Origin of the sequence: Aquincola sp. J276 (assembly GCF_024700035.1) — a bacterium.
Classification (GTDB): domain Bacteria; phylum Pseudomonadota; class Gammaproteobacteria; order Burkholderiales; family Burkholderiaceae_C; genus Aquincola; species Aquincola tertiaricarbonis.
Window position 1 is genome coordinate 16,421 of record NZ_JAJONC010000002.1, and the last position, 18,073, is coordinate 34,493.

Below are 18,073 nucleotides of genomic sequence, written 5' to 3' on the forward strand. Positions count from 1 at the left end.
CTGTGCACGAAAATGTCGTTCGCACGCCTGGGGGGCGCTGGTTAGGCTGCGCATGCCGCATCCACCGCTTTGAACACCATGCTTCATGCCATCCAGCCGCCCACCGCGGCGCAGCTTCCCTTGGTGTGCGACTCACCACACAGCGGCACCGCCTACCCCGAAGACTTCGACCATGTGGTGCCTCTGGCCGACCTGCGGCAATGTGAAGACACCGGCGTCGAAGCCCTGTGGGCCGGCGTGCCGGAAGCGGGCGGTTCGCTGCTGCAGGCCCACTTCCCGCGCAGCTACATCGATGCCAACCGCGCGGGGGACGACATCGATCCCACGCTGTTGAGCGAACCCTGGCCGCAGCCCCTGCACCCTTCGGACCGTTGTCTGCGCCTGGGCAATGGACTGATCTACAGCAGGACCAACTCGCTGTCGCCCATCTATGCACGCCGCCTGAGCGTGGCCGAGGCACGGCAGCGCATCGACACCTGCTGGACACCCTATCGGGAGGCGCTGCGCTCGCTGATGGGCAACGCACGCAGCCGGTTCGGCCAGGCCTGGCATCTGAACCTGCACTCAATGCCCAGCAATGCCTACGAGCGGCTGGGCATCGCCAACACCCGGCCACTGGCCGACGTCGTGCTGGGTGATCTGCACGGCCGCAGCTGTTCGCCCGCCTTCACCGAGTGCGTGGCACAGGCCTTCGCCGACCTGAGGTACAGCGTGTCGGTCAACGATCCGTATGCCGGCCAGGACCTGGTGCGTGAGCACGGCCGGCCCGCGGACGGCTGCCACAGCTTGCAGGTGGAGCTGAACCGCAAGTTGTACCTGAACGAGGCGACGCGCGAGCCGAGCGTGCGCTTCGGGCAGATGCGCCGCGACATCGACCGGGTGCTCGAGCGCATCCAGCACTACATCCACGCCGAACTCGGCACTCTCACCGCATCTCACCTCGCCAAGGACGCCCCATGAGCCATTCCATCCGTCGTCGACGACTCCTTGCCACCGCCGGTGGTCTGCTGGGTGCAGCCGCCCTGCCTTCGCGTGCGCAGGCGACCGGCTATCCCACGCGCCCCATTACCCTGGTGGTGCCCTTCGCCCCCGGCGGCTCGGTCGACCTGTCGGGCCGCGCCATGGGCGATCGACTGTCCCGGGTGCTCGGGCAGGCGGTCGTCGTGGAAAACAGGGCTGGCGCGGCAGGCGCCATCGGCAGCGCGTGGGTGGCCCGGGCGCAGCCCGATGGCTACACCCTGGTGGTCACTTCGCAAACCACCCACGTGGTCAACCCCGCGGTGACGCCGAACCTCGGCTACAAGGCCGAAGCCGACTTTGCGCCAATCACGCTGATTGACCGGCTGCCCAACGTACTGCTGGTCAATGCCAACGTGCCGGCCAAGAGCTTCGACGAGTTCATTGCCTTCGTGCGAGCGCATCCGGGCAAGTGGAATTATTCGAGTTCAGGCAATGGCTCGGTGGCACACCTCAGTATGGAGCTGCTGAAGGCCAAGCTAGGGCTGGACATAGTGCATGTGCCCTACAAGGGCGCTGGCCCCGCCTTGACGGACATGCTGGGCGGGTTGGTGCAGGTCACCTGGAACAACCTGACTTCCAACCTGCCGAACATCCTGAACGGAAAGATGCGGGCGCTGGCCGTAGCCGCGCCGCAGCGTGTCCCACAGCTGCCCGGCGTGCCGACCTTCGCGGAGCTGAAGCTGCCCGAGCTGAACCTGTCGTCATGGACCGGCCTGGCCGCACCCGCTCGTACGCCGCAGCCCATCGTGGACCGTCTCTACCAGGCCATGCGTACGGTGCTGACCGACCCGGCGACCCGGCCCGCGTGGGAAGAACGGGGCGCCATGCTGCCCGAGGCCATCACGCCCGAGCAATACAGGCAGGAGATTGCCCAGCGCATCCAGTTCTTCCGCGACGTGGTCAGGAAGAACGGCATCGTGTTGTAGGCGCCAGGGCAGTGTAGACGGCAAGGCGACCGACTGTTCCGGATCCACTTGGTAAGGTCGCATGCGATGGAAGCGGTCAGCCAGGCTGCGTGGGCGGCCCGCTGCGGTCGATGGGCGCATGCACGAAGAGCGGCCGTTCTAGCAGAATGACTTGAATGCCCGGTTTCAGCGAACGACGCCCGTGCCCCAGATGCGAACGTCTCAAAACAGTTTCAGGCGGAGATCCGACAGACTGTCGCCAACGCACGTTGATGGCCGACAGCGGTCATCGCGACCAGCGCATGCAACCGACCGCAATCGCCGCGCCTCGGTCGTCCGCGACCCGAACCGCAGATGCCGAACTCGAGTACGTGTCCTGCGAGTGCAACTGTCGCGGAGTGGAGCGCAGGGGGGCATGCCGATTCAATCAACGGATCGACCGACGGCTCGTGCGGTGCGCCGTCGCTCGTCCTGCTGCCCGCACTGTCGTCGTCGGTAGGCGACGGCATCAGCCCGCTCACCGCTCCTGGAGATACGAATGCGGCCACAGCCAGCGCGCTAAACACACGCCAATGCTGCGGCCGGCCGGGGCCAACCGGCCGGTTGGCCGGCCTCAACCGAAGATCAGCCGATCTTCACCTGGTCGGCGATCGCCACACCCCCCCATCGCCGGATCACTGATCCCATCCACGCCCGTCTCCATCCGCCCCGCCACGCGCCGGCTGTAGTCGGCCTGGCCGGCCACGCTGACGGTGAAGTCGTACCAGTGGCCGCTGGCCTGCAGCGGGCAGCGCACCACCTGTTCGCTGCGCGCCAGCACCTTGTACACACCCGGCGTGGCTGCGAAATAGGCGTTGGCCACGATGCTGAAGCTGCATGGGCCGCTGCCCGGGTTGTGCAGCCGCAGCACCAGGTCGCCGGTGGCTTTGTCGTAGCTCACCTGCACTTCAGGATTGGGCTGTGCCGCCGACACCGCGCGCCGCGCATTGCCGGTGAAGTGGCGGTGGAAGCCGTTGGGGCCCAGCACCCACAGGTCGTAGGCGCCGTTGGCCTGCGGGGCCCACTGGCCGCTGAGCTGCTTGCCCGGCTCCACCGTGTAGCGGCGGGGGATGGCCGACAGGTTCTTGCGGTCGTACACATGGAACACCGCAGCCTGCGCGCCGGTGTTGGCAAAACCGATCTCCACCTGCACCGCCGCCAGCTGGCGTGCCGGTGCCACCACGCGGCAGCTGGCATGCAGCTCGTAGGGCAGGGCGCGCGAGGGGCGCGAGCCCACCGCCTGCGACGGCAGCGCCAGGCTGGCCGGCGTGGGCGGCGTGGTGGTGCGGGTCAGCGCACGGGCCTGGTTGGCCAGCGCCAGCGTGCCGGGCAGCTGCGCGAAGAAGGCGTTGTCGTTCGGGTTCCTGAAGTTGAAGGCGGAGGTGAAGTCGCCGCACACCGCGCGCCGCCAGGCGCTGATGTTGGGCTCCATCACGCCGAAGCGGGCTTCCACGAAGCGCAGCACCGAGGTGTGGTCGAACACCTGCGAATTGACCCAGCCGCCCTTGCTCCACGGCGACACCACGTACATCGGCACCCGCGGGCCCAGGCCATAGGCGCGGTGCAGGTAGGTGGGCGACGAGCCCTTGAGGATCTCGTTGTACTCGGGCGTGGCGTCGGCGGTGGTGGCGCCGGCGTACTGGCCGGCGGCCGTCCAGGCCGGCGGTGCAGGCGGCGGCACATGGTCGAAGAAGCCGTCGTTCTCGTCGAAGTTGATGAAGAGCACCGTCTTGCTCCACACCTCGGGGTTGGCGGTCAGCGCTTCCAGCACCTTGGCGGTGTAGTCGGCGCCCTGCGCCGGGCTGGAGGGGCCCGGGTGCTCCGAGCCCTCGGCCGTGGCCACGATGAACGAGACCTGCGGCAGCTTGTTGGCCAGCACGTCCTCGCGCAGCTTGTCCAGGTCGCGGGTGGAGATGCCGCGCTCCTTCAGCGCCACCGAATGGCCGGGCCGGTTGTACCAGCCGTCGCGGTAGGCGCGGAAGCCTGCCAGCGGGTTGTCGGTGAAGTTGTCCGCCATGTTCTGGTAGACCTGCCACGAGATGCCTGCGGCCTGCAGGCGCTCGGGGTAGGTGGTCCAGGTGTAGTCGGTGCTGCGGTCCTCGCTGAACCAGTCGCGGCTGTTGTCGGTGGCCGGGCCGCCGCCCAGGCCCAGGCCGTCATTGGTGCCGGTCCACTGGAAGAGGCGGTTGGTGTTGGTGCCGGTCTGCGACGAAGCGTGGTACGCGTCGCACAGCGTGAAGGCATTGGCCAGCGCGAACTGGAAAGGCAGGTCGGCCTGGGTGTAGTAGCCCAGCGAGTGGTTGTTCTTGGCCACCGTCCAGCGGTTCATGCGGCCCTGGTCCCAGGCGGCCTGGGAGTCGGTCCAGCTGTGCGGCGTGCCGGCCACGCGCATGTGGGCGAAGGTCTGCTGGGTGTTGAGCGCGAACGGCGCGATGGCCGGCGGGCCGCCCACCGGCGGGCGGCCGGGCTGTTGCTGCGATTGCGGGTTGGGCTGCACGAACACCGTGCGGCCCACGATGCTGCCGGCATCGGCTACCGGGATCGGGAAGCGGTCACCGAAGCCGCGCACGCCGTTGAGCGTGCCGAAGTAGTGGTCGAAGGAGCGGTTCTCCTGCATCAGCACGACGATGTGCTCGACGTCGCGGAGGGTGCCGGTGCGGTTGTTGGCCTCGATGGCCAGCGCGCGCTGGATGGCCGGCGGAAAGGTGGTCATCACGGCGGTGGCGCCGGTGGCCGTGGCCATGCTGCGCAGGAAACCGCGGCGGTCGTTCTGGGTCATGGATGTGTCCTTGGAGTCGGTGCGGGCGGGGCGCGGCATCAAGCTGCGCGGCGGCGGCGTGCCATCAGGCCCACGGCGGCGAGGCCGGCCAGCATCAGGGCGTAGGTCTCGGGCTCGGGCACGGCGGCGGTGAAGGTGAAGTCGTCCATGCCGAAGTAGCTGTGGGCGGCGCTGTTGACGGCCACTGCATCCACCAGGCCGGCATAACCGCTGGCCAGGAAGGCCGAGCTGGGGGCCGGGGTCAGCAGCGCCGAGGTGGCGACCTGCTGGCCCTGGTAGTACAGGCTGAAGCTGACGGCGGCGTCCTCGTAGCCCGAGAACCAGGCGCCCTGGAAGGTGGCGGCCTGGCCGAAGCGGATCAGCGTGGCGGTGTTGTCGGCGCCCCAGTCGGTGGCGAGCTGGCGGTTGCCCGAATGGGTGCCGAAGGGCTCGCCGGCATCGGCGAACGACAGCCAGGCGGCCGACCATTGCAGGCCGCCGTAGCCCGAGGGCAGGGCGCCGTCGGCCAGGTCGTCGAAGCTGAGCACGGTCGCGGCCGAGGCCAGCGGTGCCAGCAGGGCGAAGGCCACGGCAGCGGCCAGGCGGGTGAGTTGTCTAGACATGTGAGGTGCTCCGGTGGATTGGTGTCAGGCGGCGGCGCCGCTGCGGCGGGCGCGGCGGGCGAACAGGCCGACGGCGGCCAGGCCGCCCAGCATCAGCGCGTAGGTGCCGGGCTCGGGCACGGCCGAGATGCTGAAGGCGAGGTTGTCGGCATAACCGTCGTTGTCGCCGCTGACCAGGCGATCCATCGACAGCGCGAAGCTGGCGCTGGTGGTGCCCACCGGCACCCAGCCGCTGGTGCTCACCGCGAACAGGCCGGTGGTGTTGTTGCGGTCGGCCGGCGTCACCGGGCCCAGCATCGCATTGGCCAGCGTGTTGCCGGCCACGTCCATGAAGCTGATGAACACCAGCGCGTTGTCGGCCTGGTTCGTCCAGCCGCCCAGCCAGCCGCTGGCCGCGAAGCTCACCCGGCCGGCATCGATGGCGGCGGCGTTGGCGCCCAGGTCGAGCAGCTGGTAGCCGGCGGCGTAGGGCACGCCGCTGCCGCCCACGAACAGGTTGGCGCCGCGGTCGGCCGGGCCGGGCTGGCTGGGCTGCACCCAGTTGGGCCCGTAGTCCACCGCGCTGAACAGCGGCGTGCCGTCATAGGCCTGCCAGCCGGCCGTGCCCTGCTCGGCGTTGCCGTTGACGATGAGGTTGGTGTCATAGGCAGCCGCTTGTGCTGCGCAGGCGGAAATGGCCAGCCATGCGGCGGCCGCGACCTGGGCGGTCGAGTACTTCATGTGATTGCCCTCCTGGCATTGCCGGGGGCATCGAGGCCCCCGCGCAGCCACGTTAGCCAGGCAATGTGACGGGCAGAAGAAAGCCGGCGCTGCCGGCTTGTCTAGACAAGTGGCGGGGGCCTCACGGCGCGCCGGGCCGCCATCCTTTCAGCAGCGTGTCCAGCGCCGCTACGTCGCGCTGGCGCATGCGTGCATTGAGCCGGATCTGCTCGGCCTGCCGGCCGGCGGTAAGGGCGCCGCCCTTGCCCACCAGCCGGGCCTGGTCTGCCAGCAGCGCAGCGGCCTGCCCAGCCTGCACGAAGCGCCCGGCCGCGCCCGGCAGCAGGTACTGCCGGCCTTGCATGCCGGCCAGCGGCTCATAGCCGGCCCAGTGGTCCAGCACATGGCGGTAGGCCATCTCGCCGAAGGGCCCCTGCGTGCCCAGCAGCGAGGGCAGCGTCGACGCCACGTTGGGCGGCGCGATGCCGGCCAGGGCCGCCTCCAGCAGCCGCCGCGCCTGTGCCTCGTCGCGGCCGGAAGCCAGTGCGCGGGCATAGGTCCAGCGGTCCTCGTCGCCCTGCGCCGACTGCAGGCGCTGCAGCAGTTGGCCGAAGCGCGGACCGTCGGCGCGTGCGCCCACCGCGCCGATGACGCCGCTGCGGATGGCCGCGGGCAGCGGCTCGCCGCCGGCCTCGTCCGCATCGAACAGCGCCTGCGCCCGCGCCAGCACCTCGGCATCGCCGAAGCCGGCCAGCTGGCGGATCAGCAGGTTGCGCAGCGCCCGCGGCTCGGAGCCTTCGCCATCGGCCGCCTGCCAGCCCAGGCGGGCCAGCTCGGGGGCCAGCAGCGCGCGTGCGGCCTCGTGCAGCCGGGCCTGCACCGGCAGGCCTTCGACCACCGCATCCAGCGCCTCCAGCGAATGCAGCGCCATGGTGAGCAGGGCGCCGCGGCTGTCGTCCTGCACCCGCGGTGCGGCGGCCAGCAGCGCGAACCAGCCGTCCAGCGGTGCCGCGCCGGCGCGCGCCAGCGCGAAGGCATCGGCCATCAGGGCGACGCGGTCGGCCGGCGCCAGCTCGGTGAAGGCGGCGGCCAGCGCCCGCTGGTGGGCCGGCGTGTACTGCACCCGGTAGAAGCCGCGGCCGCCGGCATTGGCCAGCAGCGGTGCGTCGCTGCAACCGGGCAGCTGCACGGTGCGCCGGGGCTGGTCGAGCATCACGGTATGCGGCGGCTCTTCGCCGCCGCCCACGCGGGCCAGCCGCACCGGGATGTGCCAGGTGCGCTGCATGCGGTCGGCCGGTCCGGCGGTGAAGCGGCGCTGCGCCAGCGTGACCTCGGTGCGGCCACGCACGCAGCGGCTGCTCAGCTGTACCAGCGGAAAGCCGCGCTGGTCGGTCCAGCTGGCGGCCACGCGGCGCACGTCGCGCCCCGCGGCCTGGCCGATGTGGTGCCACAGGTCGCCCGCTGTGGCATTGCTGAAGCGGCGATCGGCCATATAGGCCGCCAGCCCGCGCTGGAAGACCTCGGGGCCCAGCCACTGCTCGATCATGCTCAGCACCGCGCCGCCCTTGGCATAGGTGATGTTGTCGAACACGTCCCAGATGGCCTGCTCGTCCACCCGGCCGGAGCGGATGGCGCGCGTGGCCTGGCCGCTGTCTTCGGCCATGGTCTCCTCCACCCAGCCGCGTTCGCGCAGCCGCACCTGCCACTCGGGGTGGAAGTGCTCGGAAGCACGGGTGGCCATCCAGGTGGCGAACGCTTCGTTCAGCCAGATCTCCTCCCAGGAGGCGGCGGTGACCAGGTTGCCGAACCACTGGTGCGCGATCTCGTGGGCCAGCAGGTTGAACACGCGACGCGGCGTATCGGGCGTGCTGCGCGCCGGGTCCACCAGCAGGCCGCCCTCGGCATAGGAGATGAGGCCCCAGTCCTCCATCGCGCCCCAGCGGGTGCTGGGCACCGCATGCTGGTCCAGCTTGGGCAGCGCATAGGGCTGGCCGAAGTAGTCGGTGAAATAGCCCAGCAGCTGCTCGGTGGCCTGCAGCGCAAAGCGCGCCTGCTCCCGCTTGCCCGGCGCGGTGAGGATGCGCAGCGGCAGCGCGCCGGCGCTGCCCTCCAGCACATCGAAGCGGCCGATGGTGAAGGCCAGCAGGTAGCTGGGCATCGGCGGCGTGGGCGCGAAGCGGTGCAGCATGCGGCCGTCGGCCTCGGGCGTCTCGGCCTGCAGCGGCATGTTGGCCACCACCTGCTGGCCGGCCGGTGCCCGCACGCTCAGCTCGAATACCGCGCGGAACACCGGCTCGTCGAAGGAGGGCAGCACGCTGCGGGCGTAGATGGCTTCCAGCTGGGTGGCCAGCGTGCGTGCAGCCGGCGCATCGGCCGGCGCGGTGATGTCGCGGTAGTCGGCCCGGAACAGACCCTGGCCGGTCTTCTGCACCGTGCCGGTGTAGTCGATCTCGATGCGCTGCGGCCCCACGACGATGGGCTGGCCGTCCTGCGGCACCAGGCGCCAGGTCTGGCGGGCTTCGTCAGGCACCACGTCCAGCGGTCGCAGGCCGCTGGCGTCGTGCAGCATGGCGCCGGTGGCCTGCAGCTGGTGGGCATTGAGCACGATGGCGTCGGTGCGCTGCCTCACGTCCACGCGGATGGTCACCTCGCCCTGGAAGCCGTCGCGCGCGGGGTCGGCATCGATGAGCAGCTGGTAGTGCGTAGGCACCACCTGCTTGGACAGCCGGCCGGGCGTGGCGGCGAAGTCGAAGCGGGGCTGGGCCACCGCCGTGGTGGCAGGCAGCAGAGCCAGGGGCAGGGCCATGGGCAGGGCCATGAGGGGGCCGCAGACGGCGGCGGTCTTCAGCATGCGGATGGCACGCCGGCCACCGCAGAGCACGCTGGTGAGCGTCATGGAAAGTCCTCCTCGGCACGGCGCGTGCGGTCGGCAGCGGCCGTGGTCTGTTTGATCGGAACTGCGGTGAGCGCGGCATCGTAAGGGCCGTGTGCATCGGGCAAGCCGCGTGTGACGTTTGTTCACAACTTCCCCTCCGGCGGGCGGGCCGGCTTCCGGCCCATGGGGGATGTGGGCGCCGCCGCGCGCGGCCACCATGGCCCCGCCCCGACACGCCGGAGACTGCATTGCCCCAACCCACGCCCCTGCTGATGCGGCTGACCACCCCGCTGGGCGATGCCTTGATGTTCAGGCGCATGCGGGCCCGCGAGGCCCTGGGTGAGCCCTTCGAGTTCGAGGTGGAGGCGGGTTCGGCCGATCCCATGCTGGCGCCGGTGGACCTGCTGGGCCAGCCGGCCTGCGTGGCCTTGCAGCGCGCCGACGGGAAGGACCGCTTCTTCCATGGCATCGTGGCCGAGATGGGCCTGCTGGGCGAATCCGGCGAGGACCGCTTCAGCTACCGGCTGGTGCTGCGGCCCGCGCTGTGGCTGCTCACGCGGCGGGCCGACACCCGCATCTTCCAGGCGCTGTCGGTGCCCGACATCCTGAAGAAGGTGCTGGAGCCGTTCGCGGTGGAGGTGGACTTCCAGCTCACCGGCCGCTATGGCCCGGTGGAGTACTGCGTGCAGTACCGCGAGACCGACTTCGCCTTCGCCAGCCGGCTGATGGAGAAGGAGGGCATCTACTACTTCTTCCGCCACGAGGCACAGCGCCACACGCTGGTGCTGGTGGATGCCCCCGGCGCGCACATGCCCTGCGAAGGCGGCCATGAGTTCGTCTACCGCGAGACGGCCGACAGCGCCACCGACCTGGAGCCGGTGACGCAATGGCGCGCCAGCCAGCGGGTGCAGCCGCTGCGCGTGGCCATCACCGACTACGACTTCGCCAGGCCCGACACCTCGCTGCAGGCCGATGCCCATGCCGGCAGCGCCGCGCCGCAGCCGCAGGGCCTGCCGGCGCTGGAGATCTACGACTACCCCTGCGACTACGCCAGCAAGGCCGAGGGTGATCATTACGCCGGCATCCGCCAGCAGGTGTTCGATGCGCGGGTGCTGCGCATCGACGGCGAGGGCCTGATGCGCACGCTGGCCGCGGGCGGCCGCTTTGCGCTGGCCGAGCATCCGCAGGCCGCGCAGAACCGCGAATGGCTGGCCATCGCCACCGAGATCGAGATGGCCGCGGCCGGCCACCGCTCCGGCACGGCGGTGCCCTTCTTCCGCTGCCGCTTCAAGGCCATCGGCGGCGACGAGGTGTGGCGCAGCCGCGCCCGCACGCCGCAGCCGCGGGTCAGCGGCCCGCAGACGGCGGTGGTGGTGGGTCCGGCGGGCGAGGAGATCTTCACCGACGCGCATGGCCGGGTGAAGCTGCACTTCCACTGGGACCGGCTGGGCCGGCGCGACGAGAACAGCAGCTGCTGGGTGCGGGTGTCGCAGCCGTGGGCGGGGCAGGGCTGGGGCTCGGTATCGATCCCGCGCATCGGGCAGGAGGTGATCGTCGACTTCCTGGAGGGCAACCCCGACCGGCCCATCGTCACCGGCCGCGTCTACAACGGCGCGATGCCGCCGCCCTACGGCCTGCCGGCCGCGGCCGCCACCAGCGGCATCAAGTCCAAGAGCCACAAGGGCGCCGGCTTCAACGAGATGTCGATGGACGACACCGCCGGCAAGGAAAAGATCACCGTGCATGCCCAGCACGACATGGCCACCACGGTGGAGCATGACGACACGCAGACGGTGCACAACCACCGCACCATCACGGTGGATGGCACCCACACCGAGACGATCAAGCAGGACACGAAGATCACCATCAGCGCCGGCAGCTTCAGCCACGACGTGGTGGCCAACACGGCCACCTACCACGTCAAGGGCGACGTCGCCGAGACCTACGAATCGAAGCACACGCAGACGGTGACGGCCGACCAGACCGTCACCGTCAAGGCCCGGCGAAGCACCGACATCACCGCCGACGACACGCTCACGGTGGGCGGCAACCGCAGCGAGACCGTCACCGGCCACCGCACGGCCGATGTCAGCGGCAACGAGACCGTCACCGTCCAGGGCACGCTGGGCCTTGACGCCACCGGCGAGATGGACGTCACCTCGAAGGCCAGGATCACGATCCACGTCGGCCCCTCCACCATCGAGCTGGCGCCGGGCGGCATCACGCTGAGCTGCGGGCCGTCCACCGTGAAGATCGATCCGTCGGGCGTGAGCATCACCGCGCCCAAGATCTCGCTCAACGGTTGAGCCCATGGGCGCGGACCTCAACCCGGTGGAGCGGCGGCTGATGCAGCTCGCCGACCAGTGGCAGGCCTTCCGTGCAATGCCGCAGGCGCGGCTTCTGATGTGGCAGCTGCCCGAAAGCGGGCTGCGCCTGGCCGAATGCTTCGTCGAGGCGCAGAAGCTGGAGCTGCCCTATGCCACCGGCGACGTGTTCCTGCTGTTCAAGCAGCCGTTCGTGCACGGCCTGCAGTACGGCCGCGCGCTCAAGCAAGCGCTGCGCGGCATCTACGACGCCAGCGCGGACGAGCTGCGCGCCCAGGGCCTGGCCACCGACTGGCCCTACGACCCCGCGGCCACGCCCGACACCGCCGCCTGGTTCGGCGAGGCGCTGCGGTCCTTCGGCTCGCGCCACCACCAGGCCATGGCGCCGGGCGCGCAGCTGTGCATCGTGCTCATGCCCACTGCCGTGGCCCATGCCGCCAGCTTCGCCCGCTGGGTGCGCGAACTGCTGGACGTGGGGCTGCCGCAGCGGCTGCGGGTGCTGATGGCCGATGCGCAGGAGGTGCCGCGCTTTGCCGCGCTGCTGGCCGCCGCCGACGACCGCGTGCAGGTGCAGCGCATCGACATCGATGGCCTGGCGGTGGCGCAGGAGACCTTCGCGCAGGAAGGCGGCGTCGGGCCTGCGGCCGTGTTCCGCAACCTGATGATGGGCGTGGTGGCGCTGCTGGCCCACGGCGGCGCCGACCAGGTCAAGGCCAAGGCCGTGGATGCGCTGCAGTTCGCCCGCCAGCAGGGCTGGGCCGACCAGGAAGTGGCCCTGCGGGTGATGGTGGCCGGCGCGCTGCTCAAGGAAGGCCGGCATGCCGAGGCGGTGACCGTCTATCGCGCCGCCCGCCAGGCCGCCGACGACACCGTGGCCGCGCGTCACCCCTGCGGCCACAAGCTGGTGCTGCAGACCTGCTTCGGCGAGGCCGCGGTGCACCTGGCCACGGGCGACGACGCGCAGGCGATGCGCTGCTACGACGAAGCGGCGCAGGTGGCGCAGCACGATGCCAACCCCATCCTCGCCATCGAGGCCTTCCGCATGGCGGCCTTCTGCGCCGCGCGGGCCGGCGACCGGCCGGGCGCGCAGGAGCGCGGCCATTGCGTGCTGCAGCTCGGCCAGGCGCTCAAGCCCGAGGCGCGCGGGCTCACCACGCTGGCGGTGGCGCTGGTGGACCAGATGCGCTGGATCGACCCGCCCCGGGTGCAGGCGATGCAGCAGGCCAAGCGCTGGCTGCAGCAGCAGCTGGAGCAGGTTCGCGAGCGCGCCGATGCGCTGGCCCTGGCGCTCACCGAACGCCGGCGGCCCGATGCGCTGGCGCAGGTGGAAGGCCTGCGGGCCACGCAGGCCGAGGCCGCGGCGGCGGTGGCGCGCCAGCAGATCGACGGGCTGGTGTCCCAGGGCCCGGCCCCGCTGCAGCAGTGGGCAGCGCACGGCCGCAGCCTGCTGGGCGAGGCCTGGCTGGTGGACAGCGACCTGGCCTTGCCGCCGCCATTCGAACCATCGACCGCGCCCTTGCCATGATGCCGGCCGCCAAGCACGGCGACGTGCAGATGGGCGTGGACATCCACCTGTGCATGGTGCCCACGCCGGCACCCACGCCCACGCCGCTGCCCACGCCGCACATGTCGGTGGTGTTCGATCCGTTCGACTACGTGCCGGTGATCGGCGCCACCATCACCGTGTGCGGCATGAAGCGCGCCACCGCCGGCACTGCGGGCAAGGTGGTGCACATCCCGCCGGGCTTTCCGTTCGCGCCCAAGCTGCCCGACACCGAGGACGAGCTGTTCATGGGCAGCAGCACCGTGGTGGCCGATGGCGACCCGATGTCGCACATCTCGCATCCGGTGCTGTCCTGCCAGGCCGCCGGCATGATGAGCCCCTTCCGCCTGAAGAAGAAGGGCGGCCCGCGGGCGATGGTGCTGCCCACGGTGTTCAACCTGGCCACGCCCACCACGGTGTTCGTCGGCGGGCCGCCCACCATCAGCCTGATGGGCATGGCGATGAAGGGCGTGTTCGCCGGCCTGGGCAAGCTGGCCAAGAGCGGCGTGTTCAAGCGGCTGCGGCAGAAGCTGTTCAAGAACCTGAAGCCCGGCTTCCTCAAGTGCACCGTGCTGCGTGCCGAGCCGGTGAACATCCTCAACGGCGCGGTGAGCCTGGAACAGCAGGACTTCCAGCTGCCCGGCCGCATCGACGTGGACTGGCTGCGCTGCTATTCCTCGGCCGACCGCCATGTGGGCGTGTGCGGCACCGGCTGGCAGACGCTGCTGGACATCCGCCTGGAGGTGGATGCGGCCGACGGCAGCGTGATGCTGCATGGCCCGGGCATCGGCCCGCTGGCCTTCGAGCGCCTGCCCGCCGCGCCCGGTGCCGCGGGCATGCAGCTGGAGCTGACCGACGGCGCCCGCCTCACCGACGAGGGCGACGAATGGCAGGTGCGCACCAAGGACGGCCGCATCCACTGCTTCCCCAAGCATCTGGCGCGGGGCACCGCCGAAGGCGGCGGCCTGGTGCCGATCGGGCGCATCACCGACCGCTGCGGTAACGCGCTGACGGTGGAGTACCGCAACGGCCGGCCCCATGCGCTCACGGAATCGGCCGGTCGCCGGCTGGCGCTGACCCTGCAGGACGAGCGGCTGGTGGCGGTCACGCTGGTGGACGCCGCCACCCGCACCGACCACGGCTACGTGCGCTATGAATACGACGATGCCGGGGACCTGGTCGCGGTAATCGATGCGCTGGGCGCGCCGTACCGCTTCGCCTATGGCCGCGGCGACACGGCCCACCACCTGCTGCGCCACACCGACCGGCTGGGCCTGAGCTTCCACTATGCCTACGAGGCCGCCCCCGACGGCAGCCAGCGCGTGGTGCACAGCTGGGGCGATGGCGGCCTGTACGACTACCGCTTCCAGTACCTCGATGCGCTGAACGAGCGCCGCATCACCGATTCACTGGGCCATGTGAGCCTGGTCAAGCTCGACGACCGCGGCCTGCCGATCAACGAGATCGACCCGCTGGGTGGCATGACGGTATACGAGTACGACGACGCCGGCCGCACCACCGCGGTGGTGGACCCGGCCGGGCGGCGCACCGAGTGGAGCCATGACGAGCGGGGCAACCTGCTGCGGCAGGTGCTGGCCGATGGCAGCACACTGCGGCTGGCGTTCGATGCCGACGATCGCCTCGTGGCCATGACCGACGGCAATGGTGGGCGCTGGACCTCGGGCTTCGACGCACGCGGGCTGCTGGTGGAGCAGGTGTCGCCGCTCGGGCATGTGCAGCGCTTCGGCTATGACGCGCAGGGGCAGCTGGTGCGCCAGGTGGATGCGCGCGGCGGCATCACCACGCTGGGCTACGACGCCTGGGGGCAGCTGTCGACCATCGTCGATGCGCTGGGCCATGCCACCCGCTTCGAGCAGGACGTGCGCGGCCGCCTGCTGTCACGCACCGATCCGCTGGGGCGCCGCACCGAATGCCGCTACGACCCCAAGGGCCGGCTGACGCAGGTGCTGCTGCCATCGGGGTCGGCCGCCGCCTGCGAATACGACGCGGAGGACAACATCGTCGCCTACACGGACGCCAACGGGCAGGTCACGCGGCTGGCCTACTTCGGGCAGGGCATGCTGGCCCGCCGCAGCCAGCCCGACGGCCACGAGGTGCTCTATGCCTACGACACCGAGGAGCGGCTGGTAGGGGTGCGCGATGCCCTGCATCGCTGGTACCGCCTGGTGCGCGACGCCGCCGGCCGCGTCGTGCAGGAAATCGACTTCGTTGGTCGCAGCACCCGCTTCGAGCACGATGCCGGCGGTCACCTGGTAGCGACGGTGGACGCACTGGGTCGCCGGATCGACTACCGCTGCGACGGGCTCGGCCGCGTCGTGCGGCGGCGGCAGATGCCCCACCCCGAGGGCGATGGTGCGGCGTGGGTGGAGCAGTTCGCTTATGACGGCGACGGGCACCTGCTGCGGGCGGACAATCCGCAGGCCCGGGTGACGCTGGTCTTCGATGCGGATGGTCGCAACACCCTGGAGCGGCAGCTGCATGCCGGCGGCCTGTGCTTCGAGATCGAGAGTGCCTTCGATGCGTCGGGCAACCGGGTGCGTCGTGCGTTGCGGGCCGGCCCGGCGCCGCAGAGCGTCACCGAGTGGGCATTCGATGCCCTAGACCGCCCGCTGGCGATGCGCCTGGACGGCGGGGAGCCGATCCGCTTCGAGCACGATGCGGCCGGACAGCTGCTGCACCAGCGGCTGTCGCCCGGCCTGCTGCATGGCTTTGCGTACGACACCGATGGCCGGCTCGTCGAGCAACGGCTGCGCAGTGAAGCCGGCCTGCTGGCTGCTGCCGCCTACCGGTACGACCGCGCGGGCAACCTGCTCCAACGCGGTGACGGCCTGGGCCGGACCGACCGCTACCAGCTCGATCCGATGGACCGCGTGGTGGCGCACACCGACGTGGAAGGGCTGCTTCACCGCATCGCCCTGGCGGCCAATGGCGACCGGCTGCAGATCCTGGAAGCCGATGCCGCCGGGTCGACCGAAGGCATCTGCGCCGGCCACCGCTACCGGCACGATGCGGCCTGGCAGCTGGTTGCCTATACAAGTGCGGCACTCGGCGAAGTGCGGCTGGCCTGGTCGGCCGACCAGCGGCTGGCCGCCAGCTGCGCCATCGCCGCGGGCGGGCGCATCGTCACGCGCTACGGCTATGACGCGCTCGGCCGCCGGCTGTGGAAGCAGACCGGCGAGCAGCGCACCTGGTATGGCTGGGACGGCGATGCCCTGGTGTTGCAGGCGCGGCCGCACGAGGCCGGCGAGCGCAGGCAGGAGTTCGTGATGCGCCCCGGCAGCTTCGAGCCGTTGCTTCAGCTGGCGGCCGCCCGCTGGGACGAACCGGCGCGGCTGCTGGGCTTCTACCTGCTCGACCCCAACGGCGCCCCCTGGGCGCTGGTCGACCCGCTCGGCGCCACGCTGTGGGCCGATGCGGGCGGCGGCCGCTGCACCGGTGACCCGGGCGTGCAGCCGCTTCGGCTGCAGAACCAGATCGCCGACGACGAGACAGGGCTGCACTACAACCGCCATCGCTACTTCCACCCGGGGCTGCAGGCCTTTGCCAGCGCCGACCCGCTGGGGCTGGACGCGGGCGACAACCCGTACGCCTATGCGCCCAACCTGCAGTCGTGGACCGATCCGCTGGGGCTCAAGAAATGCAACATCAACAAGCAGTGGTTGAAGAAGATGGGCGATGCGCCTGCGGGCATGCTGAACCCGCATCGGCACCACATCGTGATGGAGGGTGCCTTCAGCCATTGGCGCAAGGAGAACCGCAAGCTGGTTACCGAGGCGCGCTCGATCCTGCGCAAGCACGGCATCGACCTGCAGAAGGGCCCCAACGTGGTGTGGGCCCAGAATGCAGGGCACTCGGTGGAGTACGCACGGGCCGTGCGAGACCGGCTCAAGGCGGCGGACAAGGGCAAGAACGCCGCCGCCAAGGTGCGCTCCGCGCTGGAGGACATCGGCGGCATCCTGGCCAACGGGCCGCTGGTTTGAACACACGGGGATGACACGATGACGGCGGAGGACCGGCTCTTCGATGCGGTGCATGGCGGCGATGCGGCCGCCGCGGGCAAGCTGGCGGCGGCCCATCCGGCGCTGCTGGCCCGAGGCTGGCCCGGCGGTGGCGGTGCCCGCTACCTGCACCTGGCGGCGCACCGCGGCCACCTCGGCGTGTGCCAGGTCCTGCTGCAGGCCGGTGACGACGTCGATGCGCTGCGCCCCGCGGATGGCGCCGTGCCGCTGCACCTGGCGGCGGCCGCCGGTCACCTAGACGTGGCGCGGTGGCTGCTGGCGCAGGGCGCTGCGGTGGACGGCTCGGTGCGTTCCGCGGGCACGCCGCTGATGGCCACCGCGATGGAAGGGCGGCTCGATGTGCTGCAGCTGCTGATCGATGCCGATGCCGAGGTCAATCGCGAGCACCTGCGGCTGCCGCAGACGGCGCTCGATTTCGCGGAGCTGTACCGCGTGAAGGCCAGCGGCCAGGACCGCGCGGCCGAGGTGCTGAGGGCCCATGGCGGCGTGCGGCCCTACCTGGCGCCGCACGACTGGCGCACCCATCCGCACGGCCAGGCGCTGAGCGCCTGGGAGCAGGCGCTGGGCGCCATCGTGGGGCCCTTGCCGCTGGCCGACGCCGACCCGGCCCGCGGCCTGCCTGCGGTCTACCGCAGCCGGCTGCCGAAGAAGTACACCCATCAGCTGCTGTTCACCGTGGGCGGCGAAGGCGACGCCGTGATGCTGTGCCTGCCCTCGGAGTGGCCGTTGTGCCGGCGCGCACGCGCCATGCCCGAGTACCGCTGGCCGCTCGATGTGCTGCAGGCAATGCCGCGGCTGCTGCCGCAGGCCCGGCTGGCGGAGGCCGTCAGCATCGGCGTGCCCGGCACCGGCCAGCCCGGCGAGCCGCCGGCCTGGACCGTGGTGTCGCGTGCCGACCTGGGCGCCGACCCGGCCGGCGGCCGGCCTCTGCACCTGCTGGTGGCCCTGCCCGCGGGCAAGGGCGCGCTCAAGGCCGCCGCGCTGGCCAGGCTGGCGTCGGCCAAATGGGAGCAGCTGGCGCTGCCGCTGCCTTCGCCGCGATGAACCGCCGCCTGCTGCGCACCCTGGCCATCACCGCCGCGATGCTGCTGCTGGCCTATGCACTGCACCCCTTCATCCCGCCCGAATGGGCCCAGCCGGTGCGCCACTTCCTGCGCGAGCTCTGGCGCATATTGACCTGACCCACCCGCGCGCCGGTGGGCCCATGCGCCGCCGATACACTGCCGCCGGCCTCCCGCTCCGTCACC

Annotated in this window: 10 protein-coding genes and 1 pseudogene; 7 read left to right on the forward strand and 4 right to left on the reverse strand. The window is 71.0% G+C overall.

What is annotated here, in order from left to right:
* Positions 1–78: 78 nt before the first annotated feature.
* Both LRS14_RS17945 and LRS14_RS17950 read left to right on the forward strand, forming a co-directional pair.
* Positions 79–960 carry an N-formylglutamate amidohydrolase gene (locus LRS14_RS17945; RefSeq protein ID WP_257800517.1) on the forward strand — a complete coding sequence of 294 codons (882 nt, stop codon included), beginning with the start codon at positions 79–81 and terminating at the stop codon, positions 958–960.
* Positions 957–1,946, forward strand: coding sequence for a tripartite tricarboxylate transporter substrate binding protein (locus LRS14_RS17950; protein WP_257800518.1), 990 nt, complete (start codon positions 957–959; stop codon positions 1,944–1,946). The genes LRS14_RS17945 and LRS14_RS17950 overlap by 4 nt, the downstream gene beginning before the upstream one ends.
* Before the next feature lie 592 nt (positions 1,947–2,538).
* Here the strand turns inward: LRS14_RS17950 and LRS14_RS17955 are convergent.
* From LRS14_RS17955 to LRS14_RS17970, 4 genes are all read right to left on the reverse strand, one after another.
* Entirely contained in the window at positions 2,539–4,743 is a 2,205-nt protein-coding gene (locus tag LRS14_RS17955) for a phosphocholine-specific phospholipase C (protein WP_257800519.1), read from the reverse strand.
* Positions 4,744–4,781: 38 nt separating this feature from the next.
* A complete protein-coding gene (locus LRS14_RS17960; RefSeq protein ID WP_257800520.1) occupies positions 4,782–5,345 on the reverse strand; it encodes a PEP-CTERM sorting domain-containing protein in 564 nt (187 codons plus the stop codon).
* Positions 5,346–5,369: 24 nt separating this feature from the next.
* Entirely contained in the window at positions 5,370–6,065 is a 696-nt protein-coding gene (locus tag LRS14_RS17965) for a PEP-CTERM sorting domain-containing protein (protein WP_257800521.1), read from the reverse strand.
* Positions 6,066–6,186: 121 nt separating this feature from the next.
* Positions 6,187–8,940, reverse strand: coding sequence for a M1 family metallopeptidase (locus LRS14_RS17970; protein ID WP_257800522.1), 2,754 nt, complete (start codon positions 8,938–8,940; stop codon positions 6,187–6,189).
* A 227-nt stretch (positions 8,941–9,167) separates the two neighbouring features.
* Between LRS14_RS17970 and LRS14_RS17975 the strand changes: the two are divergent.
* From LRS14_RS17975 to LRS14_RS17995, 5 genes and pseudogenes are all read left to right on the forward strand, one after another.
* Positions 9,168–11,051, forward strand: a pseudogene (locus tag LRS14_RS17975) (type VI secretion system Vgr family protein); the annotation flags it as partial.
* Positions 11,052–11,229: 178 nt separating this feature from the next.
* On the forward strand, positions 11,230–12,768 hold the full coding sequence (locus tag LRS14_RS17980; RefSeq protein ID WP_257800524.1) for a hypothetical protein: 1,539 nt from the start codon (positions 11,230–11,232) through the stop codon (positions 12,766–12,768).
* Entirely contained in the window at positions 12,765–16,787 is a 4,023-nt protein-coding gene (locus tag LRS14_RS17985) for an RHS repeat-associated core domain-containing protein (protein ID WP_257800525.1), read from the forward strand. Before LRS14_RS17980 ends, LRS14_RS17985 begins: the two co-directional genes overlap by 4 nt.
* A gap of 18 nt (positions 16,788–16,805) precedes the next feature.
* Positions 16,806–17,870 carry an ankyrin repeat domain-containing protein gene (locus LRS14_RS17990; RefSeq protein ID WP_257800526.1) on the forward strand — a complete coding sequence of 355 codons (1,065 nt, stop codon included), beginning with the start codon at positions 16,806–16,808 and terminating at the stop codon, positions 17,868–17,870.
* Positions 17,867–18,007, forward strand: a complete 141-nt coding sequence (locus LRS14_RS17995; RefSeq protein WP_257800527.1) for a hypothetical protein — start codon at positions 17,867–17,869, stop codon at positions 18,005–18,007. Before LRS14_RS17990 ends, LRS14_RS17995 begins: the two co-directional genes overlap by 4 nt.
* The last annotated feature ends 66 nt before the right edge of the window (positions 18,008–18,073 follow it).